Origin of the sequence: Lutimaribacter pacificus (assembly GCF_900142185.1) — a bacterium.
GTDB classification, from domain to species: domain Bacteria; phylum Pseudomonadota; class Alphaproteobacteria; order Rhodobacterales; family Rhodobacteraceae; genus Lutimaribacter; species Lutimaribacter pacificus.
In genome coordinates, this window is record NZ_FQZZ01000006.1 from 65602 (window position 1) to 82769 (window position 17168).

Annotated in this window: 20 protein-coding genes; 13 read left to right on the forward strand and 7 right to left on the reverse strand. The window is 64.4% G+C overall.

What is annotated here, in order from left to right; genetic code table 11:
• The first annotated feature begins 9 nt into the window (after positions 1-9).
• Positions 10-777 (forward strand): ion transporter, encoded by a 768-nt coding sequence (locus tag F3H87_RS15110; RefSeq protein WP_149787338.1) that lies wholly within the window; start codon positions 10-12, stop codon positions 775-777.
• 103 nt (positions 778-880) lie between these two features.
• The gene (locus F3H87_RS15115; protein ID WP_223228079.1) at positions 881-1369 is read left to right on the forward strand and encodes a L,D-transpeptidase family protein; all 489 of its coding nucleotides are present in this window, start codon (positions 881-883) and stop codon (positions 1367-1369) included.
• On the opposite strand, the gene dalA is transcribed toward F3H87_RS15115, so the two are convergent.
• Positions 1370-1876: a divisome-associated lipoprotein DalA gene (gene dalA, locus F3H87_RS15120; RefSeq protein WP_149787337.1), complete on the reverse strand. Its 507-nt coding sequence runs from the start codon at positions 1874-1876 to the stop codon at positions 1370-1372.
• Between the two features lie 170 nt (positions 1877-2046).
• Between dalA and F3H87_RS15125 the strand changes: the two genes are divergently transcribed.
• Complete coding sequence (locus F3H87_RS15125) at positions 2047-2658, forward strand: L,D-transpeptidase (RefSeq protein ID WP_149787336.1); 612 nt, start codon at positions 2047-2049, stop codon at positions 2656-2658.
• 145 nt (positions 2659-2803) lie between these two features.
• Complete coding sequence (locus tag F3H87_RS15130) at positions 2804-2986, forward strand: hypothetical protein (RefSeq protein ID WP_090028881.1); 183 nt, start codon at positions 2804-2806, stop codon at positions 2984-2986.
• A 72-nt stretch (positions 2987-3058) separates the two neighbouring features.
• Here F3H87_RS15130 and F3H87_RS15135 read toward each other — a convergent pair whose 3' ends face one another.
• From F3H87_RS15135 to F3H87_RS15145, 3 genes are read right to left on the reverse strand one after another with little or no spacing between them, the layout of a single operon-like run.
• Positions 3059-5125: a S8/S53 family peptidase gene (locus F3H87_RS15135; protein WP_149787335.1), complete on the reverse strand. Its 2067-nt coding sequence runs from the start codon at positions 5123-5125 to the stop codon at positions 3059-3061.
• A gap of 3 nt (positions 5126-5128) precedes the next feature.
• Positions 5129-6232, reverse strand: coding sequence for a phosphatase PAP2 family protein (locus F3H87_RS15140; RefSeq protein ID WP_149787334.1), 1104 nt, complete (start codon positions 6230-6232; stop codon positions 5129-5131).
• Positions 6233-6251: 19 nt separating this feature from the next.
• The gene (locus F3H87_RS15145; RefSeq protein ID WP_223228080.1) at positions 6252-7892 is read right to left on the reverse strand and encodes a hypothetical protein; all 1641 of its coding nucleotides are present in this window, start codon (positions 7890-7892) and stop codon (positions 6252-6254) included.
• Positions 7893-8029: 137 nt separating this feature from the next.
• Here F3H87_RS15145 and F3H87_RS15150 point away from each other — a divergent pair, with 137 nt between their 5' ends.
• Positions 8030-8221, forward strand: a complete 192-nt coding sequence (locus tag F3H87_RS15150) for a hypothetical protein (protein WP_149787333.1) — start codon at positions 8030-8032, stop codon at positions 8219-8221.
• Position 8222: 1 nt separating this feature from the next.
• A complete protein-coding gene (locus F3H87_RS15155) occupies positions 8223-8624 on the forward strand; it encodes a hypothetical protein (protein WP_149787332.1) in 402 nt (133 codons plus the stop codon).
• 113 nt (positions 8625-8737) lie between these two features.
• Here the strand turns inward: F3H87_RS15155 and hemH are convergent, their stop codons facing one another.
• Entirely contained in the window at positions 8738-9805 is a 1068-nt protein-coding gene (gene hemH / locus F3H87_RS15160; RefSeq protein WP_149787331.1) for a ferrochelatase, read from the reverse strand.
• 77 nt (positions 9806-9882) lie between these two features.
• Entirely contained in the window at positions 9883-10707 is an 825-nt protein-coding gene (locus F3H87_RS15165; RefSeq protein WP_149787330.1) for a methyltransferase domain-containing protein, read from the reverse strand.
• Positions 10708-10732: 25 nt separating this feature from the next.
• On the opposite strand from F3H87_RS15165, the gene F3H87_RS15170 reads away from it, so the two are divergent.
• From F3H87_RS15170 to F3H87_RS15185, 4 genes are read left to right on the forward strand one after another with little or no spacing between them, the layout of a single operon-like run.
• Positions 10733-11455, forward strand: coding sequence for a ComF family protein (locus F3H87_RS15170; protein WP_223228081.1), 723 nt, complete (start codon positions 10733-10735; stop codon positions 11453-11455).
• Between the two features lie 38 nt (positions 11456-11493).
• Positions 11494-11751, forward strand: a complete 258-nt coding sequence (grxC, locus tag F3H87_RS15175) for a glutaredoxin 3 (protein ID WP_149787329.1) — start codon at positions 11494-11496, stop codon at positions 11749-11751.
• A 3-nt stretch (positions 11752-11754) separates the two neighbouring features.
• Positions 11755-12591 (forward strand): carbon-nitrogen hydrolase family protein, encoded by an 837-nt coding sequence (locus F3H87_RS15180; protein WP_149787328.1) that lies wholly within the window; start codon positions 11755-11757, stop codon positions 12589-12591.
• The gene (locus F3H87_RS15185; protein ID WP_149787327.1) at positions 12584-13027 is read left to right on the forward strand and encodes a MarR family winged helix-turn-helix transcriptional regulator; all 444 of its coding nucleotides are present in this window, start codon (positions 12584-12586) and stop codon (positions 13025-13027) included. Before F3H87_RS15180 ends, F3H87_RS15185 begins: the two co-directional genes overlap by 8 nt.
• 10 nt (positions 13028-13037) lie before the next feature.
• On the opposite strand, the gene ubiG is transcribed toward F3H87_RS15185, so the two are convergent.
• Positions 13038-13784, reverse strand: a complete 747-nt coding sequence (ubiG, locus tag F3H87_RS15190; RefSeq protein WP_149787326.1) for a bifunctional 2-polyprenyl-6-hydroxyphenol methylase/3-demethylubiquinol 3-O-methyltransferase UbiG — start codon at positions 13782-13784, stop codon at positions 13038-13040.
• A 50-nt stretch (positions 13785-13834) separates the two neighbouring features.
• Here ubiG and pip point away from each other — a divergent pair, with 50 nt between their 5' ends.
• The 3 genes from pip (at position 13835) to nusA (ending at position 17148) form a co-directional block, all read left to right on the forward strand.
• Entirely contained in the window at positions 13835-14812 is a 978-nt protein-coding gene (gene pip, locus F3H87_RS15195) for a prolyl aminopeptidase (protein ID WP_149787325.1), read from the forward strand.
• A 129-nt stretch (positions 14813-14941) separates the two neighbouring features.
• Positions 14942-15514, forward strand: coding sequence for a ribosome maturation factor RimP (rimP, locus tag F3H87_RS15200; RefSeq protein WP_149787324.1), 573 nt, complete (start codon positions 14942-14944; stop codon positions 15512-15514).
• A gap of 5 nt (positions 15515-15519) precedes the next feature.
• Positions 15520-17148 carry a transcription termination factor NusA gene (gene nusA / locus F3H87_RS15205; RefSeq protein ID WP_149787323.1) on the forward strand — a complete coding sequence of 543 codons (1629 nt, stop codon included), beginning with the start codon at positions 15520-15522 and terminating at the stop codon, positions 17146-17148.
• Positions 17149-17168: the final 20 nt, after the last annotated feature.

Genomic DNA, 17168 nt, shown 5'->3' on the forward strand with positions numbered 1-17168 from the left:
AGCAGTTTCATGCGTGAACAGTTAGGCAAATGGCTGGACCGGCCATTGGTTCGAAATACGATTGTCGCGGTTATCATCTTCAACGCGGTCATCCTGGGGCTCGAAACCTCGCAGGTGGTGATGGATCGGGCCGGGCCGCTGATCCTGTTGCTGGATCAGCTTTGCCTCGCGGTTTTCGTTGTCGAGATCGCGTTGAAACTGGTGGCAAGGGGCCCGCGCTTCTTTTCCTCGGGCTGGAATATCTTTGATTTTGTGATCGTCGGTATCTCGGTTGTCCCGGCGGGTCAGGGCCTGTCGGTGCTGCGGGCGCTGCGCATCCTGCGTGTGCTGCGTGTGGTGTCGGTCGCGCCGCGCCTGCGCCGGGTGGTCGAGGGGCTGCTGAACGCGCTGCCGGGCATGGGCAGCGTGTTCCTGTTGATGACACTGATCTTCTATATCGGCGCGGTGATGGCGACCAAGCTCTTTGGCACAGCCTTTCCCGACTGGTTCGGGACGCTGGGGCGGTCGGCCTATTCTCTGTTCCAGATCATGACGCTGGAAAGCTGGTCGATGGGCATCGTGCGCCCGGTGATGGAGGTCTATCCCCAGGCCTGGGCGTTCTTCCTGCCCTTCATCCTGGTCACGACATTCGCGGTGGTGAACCTGCTGGTGGGTCTGATCGTGAATTCGATGCAGGACGCCCATCACGAAGAGGACAATCAGCGCACCGATGCCTATCGTGACGAGGTGCTGGCGCGGCTGGCTGCGATCGAGGCCCGATTGCCCCGGCGGGATTGACCGAAACTCGCCAGCCCCGCGTGAAAACCACTGGCCCGGGGGCGGCGATCTGGTGTATTACTCGGGCAATAACACAGGCAAAATACAGCAGGCAAATCAGGCAATGTTCCGTTTTCTGGCTATTCTGGCCGCAATGCTCGCGCTGTCGGGCTGTGCCAGCAAATTCAAGACCTATGATGGCCCCGAGGTCACGCATGTCCTGGTAAACAAGGGCGCGCGGAAAATGTACCTGTTGCACCATAACCAGGCGCTCAAGGCGTATGATATCGGGCTGGGCTTTGCGCCAATCGGCCACAAGCAATTCGAAGGCGACGGCCGCACGCCCGAAGGCACCTATATCATTGACCGCCGCAATCCCAACAGCGAGTTCCACCTGTCGGTCGGCATCAACTATCCCGGCAACAGCGACCGCGAATTTGCGAAAGAGGCGGGCCGCAGCCCCGGCGGCGATATCTTCATCCATGGCCGGCCATGGAAATACCGCAAGGGCGGGCGCGACTGGACGGCGGGATGTATCGCCGTCACCAACAAGGAAATCGAAGATATCTACGCGATGGTGCGCGACGGTACCCCGATCACGATCCGGCCGTGATCAGTCGCCCATGACCAGCGTCCACCAGATCTTTCCGTTGTTTTCCTGATACCAGGAGAATCCCATTTTCCGGGCTTCGGGGGCAACGATGACGCGGCGGGTGTCGGGCTGCTCCATCCAGGCGGCCAGCGTTTCCAGCTCGGTTTCGTAGGTTTCCGAGATGTTTTCGCCCAGAAGCGTGCCGTCATACCCGGCGCGGCGCACGCGGTCGATCGGCGACGACCCGTCCGATCCGAAGTGCCACGGCCGGTTCTGCACCGACATGTCGCGCGCATGGGTTGCGGCAGCGGCGGTCAGGTTCGGGTCGAGCTCGACCTCGGCGGCGCCTGCGGCGCGGCGCAGCGCATTCACAGAATCGAGCATCCGGTACTGGATGCGTGCCTTGTCGCCCATCCCGATGCGATACACCTTCGGCAGCGGCTTGCCGTCCGCGCCAAGGGTCGGCACGGTTGGGGCACAGGCGGCCAAAGCAAGAGCGAGAGAGACGAAAAGGGCAGCAATACGCATGGGACCGTCCGCGATTTTTGATTTTGTAACGGCTTATCGCGGCGAGCGTTGTGTTTCCAACCCACTTCGTCGTGAGTCGGCCAAATGACGCGCGTTTGATTTGCGACTGCGGCTTTCGCGCAATATGTTTCTGGGATATTCGGAGTACCCTGACCCCTGGGGAGAATACGATGACCAAACACACGCCCAATCACCTGACGCGGCGCGGATTTATCGCGGCAGGCACCGCCATGATGGCGGCGCCGGCGCTGGCGCAATCCTCGTCGGACGTGAACGGTGCCGGCACCGTCGAGGTCGAGCGCGACCTGAGCCAGGCCGTCCGCCGCAATATCTCGAGCTTTCGGACGCTGGACTGGCAGCCCTATTTTTCGAACCTGAACAATGGTGCGATCCTTGTCGATATCGACAGCCGGGCGCTGCACTACTGGTCCGAGGACCACTCGGTTTACAAGCTTTACCCGTCATCCGTCCCGCTGACCGAGGATCTGACCCGCCGCGGCCGCACCAGCGTGGTGCGCAAGGTCGAAGGCCCCGACTGGCGCCCGACCCCCTCGATGAAGGAACGCAATCCCGAATGGCCCGACTATGTGCCGCCGGGCCCCGACAACCCGCTGGGCACGCATGCGCTGTACCTGAGCTGGACCTATTACCGCATTCACGGCACCCATGATACGCGCAAGATCGGGCGGCGGTCGTCCAATGGTTGCATCGGTCTGTATAACGAACATATCGCCGAACTGTTTGCGCTGACCAACGTGGGTACGCAGGTGTTGCTTATTTGACGACATTTTCGCCACAGCGGCATGAGAGCGGCAAAACTGGGTTTGCAATTAGCGGTTTTTGCTGCTTTACCAAGAGCTACGAGGTAAGTCTTGGGTGCTTGTCGTCGCGTATATATGTGCGACAGGCGAATATCTGGAGGATAACATGAAGAAACTCGTTCTGGCCGCCGCTTTTGCCGCTGCTGCAACCAACGCTTTTGCCGGCAACATGGCTGAGCCCGTGATCGAAGCTCCGGTCATCGTTGAAGAAACCGCAAGCTCGTCGGCCGGTGGCATCGCCATCCCGCTGCTGCTGCTGGCGGTTCTGGCTGTTGCTGCTTCGGACTAAGTCCAGGCACATAAAGCAAAAGAAAGGCGGTGGATTTCCACCGCCTTTTCTTTTTGTCTATGGCCCTCCGGGTCAAAGCCGCAGACGGGTCGGTCCGGGGGCGATCCTTGTGCCCAGCCGCGCATGGTGCTGCGCCGTGGCGATGGGCGTGGTCGGCTCTTGCCGCGAATTGCGCAGATGGGTCGGACGGTCGCCGAACCCGTGCCAGATATCCCGCCCGGCAACGCAATTCAGCGCGAAAAGCCGCGTCACCTGCGGGCAGGCGGCACTGGTGCCCGACAACATCCCGCGCGACCCGCCAAGCACACCGGCCGAGGGCATTCCCGGGCGCAGGCGGCTGCGGTCGCAGGGGGCTGAGGCGTCGATATCCGGCGCCGTCGCACCGCCTGCCGAGATCCCCGTGCTGCCTGAATATCGGCAGGGAAACCCCGTCAGCGCCTCGTATCCCGCAACGCGGGTCACGCCCGGCGCCGTGGCAATCGCGCTCAGCCCGCCATAGCCCCGGATCAGGTCCATCCGCCCGTCGTAAATGGCCAGGTCGTCCGGTATTGGCGGCGGTCCAAGATCCACCAGGTAGCTTTGCCGCCCGCCGGTGCCCATGCGCACCGGATCGTCGTCGCGCTGCACCCACAGCCGGATCGCGCTGCCTTCGGGCAGGGGGCTTGCCTGCGCCGTGCGGCTGACCTCGACCGTCCAGCGGCCGGCCGGGGCGGCGCGTGTCTGCCCCGGCTTGTGCCATGTCGGCAACAGCGCGACCAGAACCCGCCAGCGCGTGCCCCGGTCCAGATCGGCGGACAGCTGGCCGATATTCTGCCCGCCCATCTCGATCTCGACAAAGCGGCGCGGGTCACCGCCGGGCAGGGCCGGGTCGGGCGTGACCGGCAGCTCCCCGCGCCCGCTGAGCTGGCCATGCGGGGGGATCAGGTCGATCTGGTATTCCGACGGGTCCATACCTTGCGGAAACCAGATTTCCAGATAGCTGCAGGTCATGTCGTCAGGCTGCACCTGCCAGCCCAGCCGGCAGGCGCCGTTGGACATGCGCGGTTCGTCGATATGGGCGTGCAGCCCGGCTGCGAACTCGTTGCCGGTGGGCATCATGATCTGCGTCAGCGGCTGGATCGCACGCCGGGCGTCCACAAGGTGCTGGATCGCGTCATCCAGCGCCGATCCGCTGTCATGGCGGCCCGCGTTCCAGCCATAGCTGAGATTGACGAAAAGCGGCAATTCCGCCGGATCAGAGCCTGTTTCCGCCGCGATCCGCCGCGCGCGGTCAAAGATATAGTGAAGCGCGCTCAGGACATAGGTTTCCTTGCCGAAGCCCGAGGTTTCCCACGAAATCGCGTTGGGCAGTTCCACGGCGATGATCTGCACCTCGTCACCCATCGGATCGGCGGGGATGCCGGGGCCGTTGCCCGCCGCCATCGCCAGCACCTGCGCCCCGTGCGTCGCGGTGCGGCGCAGCAGCCCGCCCCGCCCCTCGCGCCCGTCAAGCAGGGTGCCCGACCGGCGATAGGCTTCGGCCTCGTTCCCGGCCGATCCGGCGCGCAGCGCGTCGATTTCGGCATTCACCAGCTCGCGGCCAAAGGGCACCGCATCGCGGGGCAGGGCCGGGGCGGATTGCAGCCAGCAATGGCTGATCCGGGTGCGCCCCACCGCATCCAGAAAGGCGCGACCGGCAAAGGGAATACCGTCGTCGATCACCGCGACGATGGCCTTTGGCCTCGTGGCGGGCGGGGTCCACCCGTCCATCGCGCGACCCCGCGCATAATCGGGCACCCAGGCATCGGGGCGGATCGGGAAATTCACGCGGTATCGCGCTTTACCCGCCTGTTTCAGCAGCTCGGCCACATCCTGATCCAGCCTGTCGTTCCGGCGATGCGGTATCAGCCGGTGAAAGGCAAAGGGCAGGATCGTGTGGCCGACATCGCCCGGCGCCCAGATCGGCGGCAGCCGGGCCGCGACCCCGGCGGGAAAGGGCAGGGTATTGCCGCCTTCCAGCAGGGCGGTGAAGTATCCCGCCGAAATATCTGTATGGGGCGGAAAGACAAAGGGCTGCCCAAGCTCGGGCGAATAGACCCAGCGTTCATACGGGCCGCTATAACGGTCAATGCGCAGGTGATCGGGGCGTTCGGCAAACATCCGTCATACCCCCGCGCCCTGGCGTTCCTTCATGGATTCGTCCCAAAGCCAGCCGAAAATGGGGCTTTGCGCCACGGTATAGTCGGGTCCGGTGGTCAGCCCGTTCGCCTGCGGATCGTTGACAAAGGCGTGATCGGTGAAATCGCCGTGCACCGCGGCATAGGAATAAGAGGGCGTATCGACCTGTTGCCCGCAGCGCCGCAGAACCGCCCGGCCCACCGCCGTGCCCAACGCGGCCCCGGCCCAGCTGTCGACCGGAAAATGCACGCCCGCCACCGTGCGGTTCACCGCGATGCGCTCGGCCAGGCCACGCAGCAGCGTCAGCCGCGTGGACTGGTCCGACATGGATGCCCAGCCTTCGACCACCTGCGCCAGAACCGTCATCGCGGCATAGGCTTCGGTCGCGTGGGCGCTGGGAAAGCTGCCATGGCCGGGCGTGGCGATCATCGGCATGACGCGGCCATCCACCTGGTCGGGCCGCCGCACGGCCAGGGCGAACTTGGCGATCATCGCGGTATGGGCGGCCGCCACCTGCGTTGCCGCCAGCAGCTCAAGCGTCTTTTCGTGCTGGGCATTGTGCAGGCCCAGGATCATTGCGAAATACTCGGTCGGAAAGCCCAGCTGCGACGTGATTTCGATCGTGCGGTCTGCGCGCAGGTCGCCGTAATCGCGCACGATGGCGGCCTGTTTGGCCAGAACAGAGTCTGACGGGCGGGCCAATGTCACCATCGTGGCACCGTCCATGCGGATCTTGACCGTCTCGGCCGCGGCATTCGCGCTCCAGTCCAGGCCCCTGGTGTATTCGGTCAGGTACAGCGATCCGCGCACCCATCCCGCCCAACGCGACAGGTTGCCGGTGCTGGCGAAATCCATCGGGTCCACCGCGGATGCGGGATCGGTTCCGACAAGATGGCTCAACCCTTCGGCGGTGGTCTGTAGCCCGACCGTTACGGCGCCATTATAGGCGCCCGAGGCCCCCAGCCCGCCAAGCCCTCCGAGACCACCCAACCCTCCGAGGCCCCCAAGCCCCCCGAGACCGCCCAGGCCACCCAGCCCCCCAAGGCCGCCGAGACCACCGAGGCCCCCCAAACCGCCATATTGTGACATTTGCCTTCTCTCCTATGTGTCAACGAATGCCTGCGGCGGTCAGCGCCTCGATCACGCGCTGACCGACCTGATGGTTCGCCGACGGATGCGTGCGGCGATAGTAATCCAGACTGAAATCGGGTTGCCGACGCATCAGTTCCTGCGCGGTCTTGCGGGCCTCGTCGGTGCGGCCCAGGAAATGCAGGGCCGTCGCGCGCGTTCGCAGCGTCGACAGGTGCCGGTCGTTCACCGCGAGCGAGCGGTCGGCAAATTCCAGCGCCTTGGCATAATCCTCGGCGGCGACATAGGCGGTGCTGGCAAGGCTGTCGTAGAAATAGCCGAACGGGTCGATGGGCGACAGGTTGCGCGCGGTCGTAATCCCGCGCACGGCGGCCTTGCCGTCGTCCTGGAATGCCATCAGCGTGCCGCGCAGCAGCCAGGACAGGCTTTCGTTCGGGTTCGCCTCAAGCGCCATGTTGTAGCGCTCTTCGGCGACCGACATGTTCTGCAGCAGGTTGTTATGGGCAAAGCCGTCGATGGTCAGGCTAAAGCTCGATTCCGGGTCGATATCCAGCGCCCGCGCGGTGTGATCCAGCGCCTTTTGCGTGTCGTCCTGCGCATCCACGGTCCAGCCGTTAAAGACGCTCAGCACATGCCACTTGCCCAGCCAGGCGTGGATCTCGGCCGCGTCGGGCGTGCGGTTCACCGCCTCGGCCAGAAGCTCGCGGGATTTCAGGAAATCGCGCATCTGCCGCTTGTGCATCAGCGATACGCCCGCGATCAGCAGGTTGTGGTCCTCGATCATGGGCAGCGGCCGGTCGCGCACATAGGAGATCGCCATATCCGCGATCGACCGGCCGATCGACTGGATCACGTTGGCCAGCCGACCCTGCAACTGTTCGGTAAACTCTCCCGCCGGGCAGCTTATGTGCCGGTTCCACAGGATGTTGCCGCTGCGGGCGTCCATGAAATCGAAATCGGCGACGATATCGTTTCGGAAACGTCGCATCGTGCCGGTGATCAGGTAATCGACATTCAGCGTTTCGCGGATCTCGGCGATATCGAATGCCCGCGTGGCCATCGCCCGGCTGCTGAGATGCGAGATCACCGTCAGCAGGTTCGACCGCGACAGCGAGCGGCAGGCCTCTTCTGCGACCCAGTCGGCCAGAACGCCAAGGTCGGGATCGTCGCCCACCACTTTCAGCGGCAGGGTGGTGATACGCGGGCGCGGGCGGCCGAACTGCACGCGGGGCGTGGTGCGGAACAGCGCCGCCACCTGGTCGGGATTGGCGCGGATCGTCTGCACCCAGTCCACGAATGCGCGTTCCCGGATGTTCAGATCCTCCAGGAATGCCCCGTCATTGGGCGAGCCCAGAAAGCTGACATGCTCCAGGTCCAGCTCGACATCGCTGTTGGTGACGTGCAGGAACGTGCTGAACTCGTCGCCCAGCATCCCGCGCAGGTCGGACAGGGCGCGGCGCAGGTTCTGGTGCCCGGCATCGTAAGAGGTATCGCCCCAAAGCGTCTGTTGCAGATAGGTGCGGGTGCGCCGACCCAGCGGCGCGGTGGCGAGGATCGTGAAAAGCGCGCGGTGCTTGGCGCCACGGATCTCCTGCGGCTCGCCGCCGGTGACGCGCACGATGCATGTGCCGAACAGGGACATTTCCAGCTTCGTCGCCACCCTGACCCTCCTTTTCCGATGGAAAGGTTAATCCGCAAATGCCTGTGAACCAAGCACTTCACAGTTTATTCACGCACTGCTTTCCCATGGGTCAACTACGATGCTGTGCATCACGGAGATTCAAGAAGGCCGCACATATGTTGGCGACAATGAAAGATCGCAAGATCAACGATCTGGTCGATTTCTACAGGCACTGGCCGGAAGTGCGCGCGCAGGCACAGAACCTGCAGGCGCGGCGCGATATCGGCGACGACCAGCGGGAAATACTGAAATGGATGATACGCGTGGTGGATCGCGTCGGTCCATCCGACCTGAGCGAGGAGGTCTGAGATGATCACGAACCTGAGACATGCCAAATGGATGCCGGTCGAACCCGTCGGCTGGGTGCGCCGGGCCTATGGGCGGACCATCAAGTACGAATCCGAGGGCGGCACGTTGCGCACCTCGACCGCCCGAATGCGGACGACCGGAGGCCAGGTTTACCTGCAGTTCGAGGTGACCGGCCGGATGCTGGTGCAGTTGTTCTGCAACGATGTCCCGGTGTTCGAAGACCTGATCGCCCATGGCGATCTGGATACGTTCGTCGACCTGCGGCCGGACCCGTTCGCCGATCGCGTCGATGTCGAACTGCACCTGATCCCCGCGACCTTCGGCAGCGTGCGGATCGCGCAGAACGTCCAGTTCGTCAGCGCCCGCCAGGTCGCCGGGATGTGCCTGGCGAATGCCTCCTGATCCCCTGCCCGTGCCGGTGTCGCGCGCGGCGGTTTCCCCTTTCTCCCCGTGACTGCGCGGATGCGTCCCCCCGGACCCATCCGCGCTTTTTTGTCACGGCTCCGCACGCCGGGTCAGGCCGGTTCGATCCAGCCCTTCAGCTCGGTTTCGATCACGTCGCACAGCGCGTCGATATGGGCCGGTTCGTCATTGAGGCAGGGAATATAGGTAAATCGTTCCCCACCCGCCTCTTCGAAGCTTTCCCTGATCTCTTCGTTGATCTCTTCCAGCGTCTCGATGCAATCGGCGGCAAAGGCAGGCGCGATCACGGCGATGTTCTTTTTGCCCGCCTTCGCCAGCTCGGCCACGTGTTCGACCGTGTAGGGGCGCAGCCATTCCTCGGTCCCGAAAACCGACTGGAAGGTGGTGCAGATCCGGCTGTCGTCCCAGCCCAGCCGTTCCTTCAGCAGGCGCGTGTTCTTCTGGCACTGGCAATGATACGGGTCGCCCTCCATCAGATAGCGTTTCGGCATCCCGTGATAGGAACAGACCAGCATGTCGGGTTTCGTGTCCATCTGCGCATAGGTGCGTTCGACCGACTGCGCCAGCGCCTCGATATATTTCGGGTGGTCGAAATAGGCCGGGATAGTGCGCACGGCAGGCTGCCATTTCTCGTCCATAAGCGCGCGGAAGAACGCATCGTTCGCCGTGGCCGAGGTGGCGCCGGCCTGCTGCGGGTACAGCGGCACGAACAGGATGCGGCGGCATCCGGCCTCGACCATCCTGCGCAGTTTCGATCTGGTCGACGGATTGCCGTAGCGCATACAGAAATCGACCATCACCCTGTCGCCATACTTGCCCTGCATGACCTTCGAGATCGCCGCGGTCTGGTCCTTGGTGATCGTCATCAGCGGGCTTTCGCCCTGTTCCTCGTTCCAGATCGACTTGTAGGCGGCGCCGCTGGTGAACGGGCGCTTGCTCAGGATGACAAGCTGCAGCAACGGTTGCCATTTCCATGCCGGATAGTCGATGACGCGCCGATCCGACAGGAACTCGCTCAGATAACGCCGCATCGACCAATAGTCGTAGTTGTCCGGCGTCCCGAGATTGGCCAGCAGAATGCCGATCTTCTCGGCCGGGATCGCGGGGTGATCCGAAGGGGCGTGTTCGGGGCGTGTGGCCTGAGATGTCGCATCCAGCATTCCTGGGCCTCGTTTCTTGTGTTTTATTCGCAAATCGGCATGGGTTTCATCGGGACATAAGGGATATTGCGCGCGCGTCAATCATGAAGCGGCGTTTCCCTTGTGCCCAGTGCATCGGCCAGACGCGTTCGTGCGGAACCGGGTCGCAGGGGCTGCGGCTGGCTGTCGTCCGGCGCCCAGCCCGTCAGCACCACCAGTTCAAAGGTTTCGGTAATCCGGCCGCCGTCGGTTTCGGCCAGCCCGGCATGGATCGCGGCGGCGCGGGCCAGCACCCCGGCCCGTGTCGGGCGCCGCAGCCGCGCCTGCAACGCGTTGCCTTCGCCCATCGCGCGCAGGTCGCGCATCAGGGCAAAGCTGTCGGCATAGGACACGCGCAGCGGCACCGCATCGGCCACCGGCAGCGCCAGCCCCGCCCGTTGCAACAGCGCGCCCATGTCGCGGATCTCGGCCATCGGGGCGACGCGCGGCGACAGCCCGCCGGTAAGTTGCGACTCCGCCTCGGCCAGCGCGGTGCGCAACCCGGCCAGGGTCTGCCCCCCGAATGCCACGGACAGGAACAGCCCGTCCGGCTTCAGCGCGCGCCGGCACTGGATCAGCTGGCCAACCGGGTCGTTCGCCCAATGCAGCGCCATGGCGTGAATGACCAGGTCATGCGTGCCGGGGTCGAGCGTCAGAACCTCGTCATCGGGAACGATTTTCGCCCCGGGCCACTGCGCCGCCCAGAAATCGGGAAAGCCGGTGACGATGGCCGGATTGCTAAACGTCCTGTTAACCATCGAGAGGCGATCCTTCACCTCGTCCAGAGCGGTTTCGTGCAGGAACAGGGCCGGGCCCTGCCTTGCGGCGCGGGCGCGGTTGCGCATCAGGGCGCGGCGGTCGGTCAGGCGGGGCATGTCTGTCATGGCGCGTTGATATAAGGGCAGGACGATGGCACTTCAAACCTTGATGCGCATGATCTATCCGCCGCGCTGCCTGAATTGCGGCGATATGGTCGACAGCGATTTCGGCCTGTGCGGGCCATGCTGGCGCGACACGCCCTTTATCGGCGGCACGGTCTGCGACCTGTGCGGCACGCCCCTGCCGGGCGGTGAGCCGGGCGAGATCGCCCATTGCGACGATTGCCTGACCATCGCGCGGCCCTGGCAGCGCGGCCGGGCGGCGCTGCTTTATGACGGCAACGGGCGGCGGATGGTTCTGGCGCTGAAACATGGCGACCGGCACGAGATCGTCCAGCCCGCCGCCCGCTGGATGGCGCAGGCGGCGCGGCCCCTTGTGGTTCCCGGTGCGCTGATTGCCCCGGTGCCGTTGCACTGGTCGCGGCTGTTGCGGCGGCGGTTCAACCAGTCGGCGTTGCTGGCGCAGGCGTTTGCGCGCGAAACCGGCCTGCCGCATTGCCCCGACCTGCTGCGGCGCGTTCGGAGGACGGATATCCTGGACGGCAAGGGCCGCGACCAGCGGTTCGCGGCGCTGACGGCGGCCGTTACCGTGCCCGCAAACCGCGCGGAACGGGTCCGAAACCGCGCGGTTTTGCTGGTCGATGACGTGATGACCTCGGGCGCGACGCTGGCGGCCTGCGCGGATGCCTGCCTTGCCGCAGGTGCAACACAGGTTTCCGTGATCGTTCTGGCGCGCGTTGCCAAGCGACCCTAAATCCCCTTAGAACACACGAAATCCGCTAGGGGACCAATATGCAGCCTGTCGAGATCTATACCTCGCCGCTTTGCGGCTTTTGCCACGCAGCCAAACGCCTTCTGACGCAGAAGGGCGTCAGTTTCTCGGAAATCGACGTCCTGGCCAATCCCAACCGCAAGCCCGAGATGATCGAGCGCGCGAATGGTGGCTATACCGTGCCGCAGATTTTCATCGGCGAAACGCATGTCGGCGGCTGTGACGAGCTTTACGCGTTGGAACGGGCGGGCAAGCTCGATCCGCTTTTGGCGGGCTGACGGATGCGCGCGGCGCTGCTGCAACTCAATTCCGGCGATACGCCGGAGGAGAACCTGCCCATAACGCTGGGCATGGTGCGGCGGGCCGTGGACAATGGCGCGGATTTCATCGCCACGCCCGAGGTGACGAATTGCGTATCCGCCAGCCGCACCCGGCAGAACGAGGTGTTGCGCCATGAAGCCGACGATCCCACCCTTGCCGCGCTGCGCGATGCCGCGGCCGGGGCAGGTGTGTGGCTGCTGATCGGGTCGCTGGCGCTGAAAACGGATGATGCGGACGGGCGGTTCGCCAACCGGTCTTTCCTGATTGCGCCCGATGGCGGTATTGCCGCGTGGTATGACAAGATCCACATGTTCGACGTTCAGGTCAGCGAGACCGAGACCTACCGGGAAAGCGCGGGCTATCGCCCCGGCAACCAGGCGGTTCTGGTGCAGGCCGGTGCCGCGCGGGTCGGCATGACAATCTGCTACGACATCCGTTTCCCGCATCTTTACCGCGGGCTGGCGCAGGCGGGTGCGCAGATCCTGACCGTGCCCTCGGCCTTTTCGCCCGTCACCGGCGCCGCGCATTGGGAGCCGCTGTTGCGCGCCCGCGCCATCGAAACCGGCTGTTTCGTGCTGGCCCCGGCGCAGACCGGCACCCATGCCGCCACACGCGGCAAGGCGCGGCAGACCCATGGGCACAGCATGGCGGTCGCGCCCTGGGGCGAGGTGTTGCTGGATGCCGGGACCGACCCCGGCGTTCACATGGTCGATCTCGACCTGGGCGAGGTGGAAAAGGCCCGGGCGCGCGTACCTTCGTTAAGCCATGACCGCGCGTATGGGGGGCCGGATGTCTGACGCCGCCAGCCCCCTTGCCGTCGCGCTGTTCAGCGAGTTGCTGACCGCCGATCAGCTTGTGCGCAACCGGCTGTCGCGGGTGCTGCCCAAGGGGATGGAAATCTCGCATTTCTCGGTTCTGAACCACCTGGCGCGGGCGGGTGGCGAACGCAGCCCTGCGCAACTGGCGAAATCCTTTCACGTCACACGCGGGGCGATGACCAACACGCTGAGCAAGCTGGAATGGGCGGGCTACGTGCATATCCGCCCTGACTGGGACGATGCGCGGCGCAAGATGGTGGCGATCAGCCCGGCGGGGCGGCAGGCGCGCGACGCCGCGCTGTCGGCGATTTCGCCGATGATCTCGGAAATGGCCGAGGAGCTGGGCGAGGACAAGCTGCGCGCCATCCTGCCCATCCTGCGCGAATTGCGTCTCAAGCTCGAGGACGAGGGCTGAGCCCCGTGGCTCAGGCCGGTTTCGTGCTGGCGGTCACGTAGTTCACGCTCAGATCACGCGGCGACAGCGACCAGCTCCAGGTTGCGGGGTTGAAGACGAATCCCTTGCGATCAACCGGCGTCAGGCCCGCGTTGCGGATCAGGTCGTGCAACTCGTCCGGGGTGATGAATTTCGACCATTCATGTGTGCCCTTGGGTAGCCAGCGCATCACATATTCCGCGCCGACGATCGCCATGGCAAAGCTTTTGGGATTGCGGTTGATGGTCGAACAGATCATCAGCCCGCCGGGTTTCAGAAGCTGCCGGCAGGCGGTCAGATAGGCCAGCGGATCGGTCACGTGTTCGACCACCTCCATGTTCAGCACCACGTCGAACTGTTCGCCGGCGGCGGCCAGATTCTCGGCCGTGGTGTGGCGATAGTCGATATCCAGCCCCGACTGTTCGGCATGGATGCGCGCGACGGGAATGTTGCGTTCCGCCGCGTCGGCGCCGACAACGGTGGCGCCCAGCCGCGCCATCGGTTCGCTGAGCAGCCCGCCGCCACAGCCGATATCGAGCAGGCGCAGCCCGTCAAAGGGTTTTCCGGCCTTCAGGTCACGCCCGAATTCCCCCGCGATCTGCTGCGTGATATAGTCCAGCCGGCAGGGGTTCAGCATGTGAAGCGGTTTGAACTTGCCCTTGGGATCCCACCATTCGGCGGCCATTGCCTCGAATTTGGCGACTTCGCCGGGATCCACGGTCGTTTGGGCGGTTTGCATTCGGCTCTCCATATGCTCTTTTGGTGCCTGGTAACCTATATAGGGCGTGAATGGACAAATACGCAGGTCAAAACAGCGCGGTCCGGCATCTGTATCCGTCGCGTGATCCGTTCGATCAACGGATGTTGCAGGTGGGCGACGGCCACACGCTGTATGTCGAGCAGTCGGGAAACCCCGATGGTATCCCCGTCGTGGTGCTGCATGGCGGCCCCGGCGGCGGGTGCAGCCCGGTGATGCGGCGGTTTTTCGATCCCGCGAAATACCGCGCGATCCTGTTCGACCAGCGCGGCTGCGGCCGGTCGCGGCCCCATGCCAGCGTCGACGCCAACACCACCTGGCACCTTGTCGAGGACATCGAGCGGATTCGCGCCACGCTGGGTATCGACCGCTGGATGGTGTTCGGCGGAAGCTGGGGGGCGACGCTGGCGCTGATCTATGCGCAGACGCATCCGCGCGCGGTGCGCCACCTGATCCTGCGCGGCGTGTTCCTGGCCACGCAGGCCGAGCTTGACTGGTTCTATGGTGGCGGTGCGGGTAAGTTCTGGCCCGATGTCTGGTCGCGCTTTGTCGATCCGATCCCCGAGGAGGAGCGCGACGACCTGATCGCGGCCTATCACCGGCGGCTGTTTTCCGGCCATCTGCAAACCGAGATGCGGTTCGGGCGCAGCTGGTCGGCCTGGGAAAACGCGCTGGCGTCGATGGGCGCGAACGGACATGCGGGCGAGGCGCCGGGTGAATATGCGCGCGCCTTTGCGCGGCTGGAAAACCACTACTTCACGCACAAGGCGTTCCTGGACCGTGACGGGCAGATCCTGCAGGACATGGGCAGGATCGCGCATGTTCCGGGCGATATCGTGCAGGGGCGATACGACATGATCTGCCCGCCCCATTCGGCGTGGGAGCTGTCGCAACGCTGGCCCGGGGCCGAGCTGCACATGGTGCGCAACGCGGGCCACGCGCTGAGCGAGCCGGGGATCAGTTCGCAACTTGTGCGGATCATGGACGCGCTGGCCGTGGCGGACGACTGATTTAACCGCTTGCAGACTCAGCGCCTGTCACCTATATCCGTTTCAACAGCGGCGCGTCGGGGTCCACACCCGGCGCCCACCGGAAAATCTGACGGGCCGCGCGCCCGTTTTTTTGTGTCTGGAGCATCCATGAGCGACCTGATCGCCAAAACAGCCATCGACCGGCGGATTGCCGAGATCATCGGCCCCGTGATCGAGGACATGGGGTTCGAACTGGTGCGCGTGCGGCTGATGGGTGGCAAGACGAACACATTGCAGATCATGGCCGAGCGGCCGACCGGCGGGATCGAGGTGGATGAATGCGCCGAGATCTCGAACGCGGTCAGCGCGGTTCTGGATGTCGAAGACCCGATCACCGACCAATACGTGCTGGAAGTGTCGAGCCCCGGCATCGACCGGCCGCTGACGCGGCTCAAGGATTTCGAGGTGTTCGAAGGGTACGAGGCCAAGCTGGAAACCGCCGAGAACATCGACGGCCGCCGCCGGTTCAAGGGCGTGCTGGCCGGGGTCGAGGGCGACGATGTGCTGATCAACGTCACCGAGGGCACGATCGGGCTGCCCTTCGACTGGCTGTCGGACGCCAAGCTGGTTCTGACCGACGACCTGATCAGGGAAATGCTGAAGGCGCGCAAGGAAGCGGGCGTTCTGAACGAAACCGCGTTTGACGATATCGAAACCGAAGACGGTTCCCAGGAGGACTGAAAATCATGGCCATCACTTCTGCAAACCAGCTTGAGCTTTTGCAAACGGCCGAGGCCGTGGCCCGCGAAAAGATGATCGACCCCGGCCTTGTGGTCGAAGCGATGGAAGAATCCCTCGCCCGCGCCGCCAAGAGCCGCTATGGCAGCGAGATGGATATCCGCGTGTCGATCGACCGCAAGACCGGCCGCGCCACCTTTACCCGCGTGCGCACCGTGGTCGAGGATGAGGAGCTTGAGAATTACCAGGCGGAAATGACGGTCGAGCAGGCGAAACAGTACCTGGACGATCCCAAGGTCGGCGACCAGTTCGTCGAAGAGGTGCCGCCGGTGGAAATGGGCCGGATCGCCGCGCAATCGGCCAAGCAGGTGATCCTGCAAAAGGTCCGCGAGGCCGAGCGCGACCGCCAGTTCGAGGAATTCAAGGACCGCGTCGGCACGATCATCAACGGCGTCGTCAAGCGCGAGGAATACGGCAACGTCATCGTCGACGTGGGCCGGGGCGAGGCGATCCTGCGCCGCAACGAAAAGATCGGCCGCGAGGCCTATCGCAACGGCGACCGCATCCGCTGCTACATCAAGGACGTGCGCCGCGAAACGCGCGGGCCGCAGATCTTCCTGTCGCGCACGGCGCCGGAATTCATGGCGGAACTGTTCAAGATGGAAGTGCCGGAAATCTACGACGGCATCATCGAGATCAAGGCCGTGGCCCGCGATCCGGGCAGCCGCGCCAAGATCGCCGTCATTTCCTATGACGGCTCGATCGACCCGGTGGGCGCCTGTGTCGGTATGCGCGGCAGCCGCGTGCAGGCCGTTGTGAACGAGCTTCAGGGCGAAAAGATCGACATCATCCCGTGGAACGAGGATGTGCCGACCTTCCTGGTGAACGCGCTGCAGCCGGCCGAAGTGTCCAAGGTGGTTCTGGACGAGGACGCCGAGCGGATTGAGGTTGTCGTGCCCGACGACCAGCTTAGCCTTGCCATCGGCCGCCGTGGCCAGAACGTGCGCCTGGCCAGCCAGCTGACGAACCTCGATATCGACATCATGACCGAGGCCGAGGAATCCGAACGCCGCCAGAAGGAATTCGAAGAACGCACCAGGCTGTTCATGGATACGCTGGACCTGGACGAATTCTTTGCACAGCTTCTGGTGTCCGAAGGGTTCACCAACCTCGAGGAGGTGGCCTATGTCGAGCTGGACGAGCTGCTGGTTATCGACGGGGTGGACGAGGATACCGCCAACGAGTTGCAGGCCCGTGCCCGCGACGTGCTGGAAGAGCAGGCGCGTGCCGCGCTTGAACGGGCGCGTGAACTGGGTGTTCAGGACAGCCTGGTTGAATTCGAGGGCCTGACCCCCCAAATGATCGTTGCGCTGGCCGAGGATGGTATCAAGTCGCTGGAAGATTTCGCCACCTGCGCCGACTGGGAACTGGCCGGCGGCTGGACCACGGTCGAGGGCGAGCGCGTCAAGGACGATGGCCTGCTGGAACCGTTCGAGGTGAGCCTGGAAGAGGCGCAGAACCTTGTCATGACCGCACGTCTGCAACTGGGCTGGGTCGATCTGGCGGATCTCGAGGCCGACGAGGCCGAAGCCGAAGAAGACGCCGGTGACGAATCCGCAGAGGAGGCCGGGGCCTGATCGCAGGCCTCGGGGGCGCG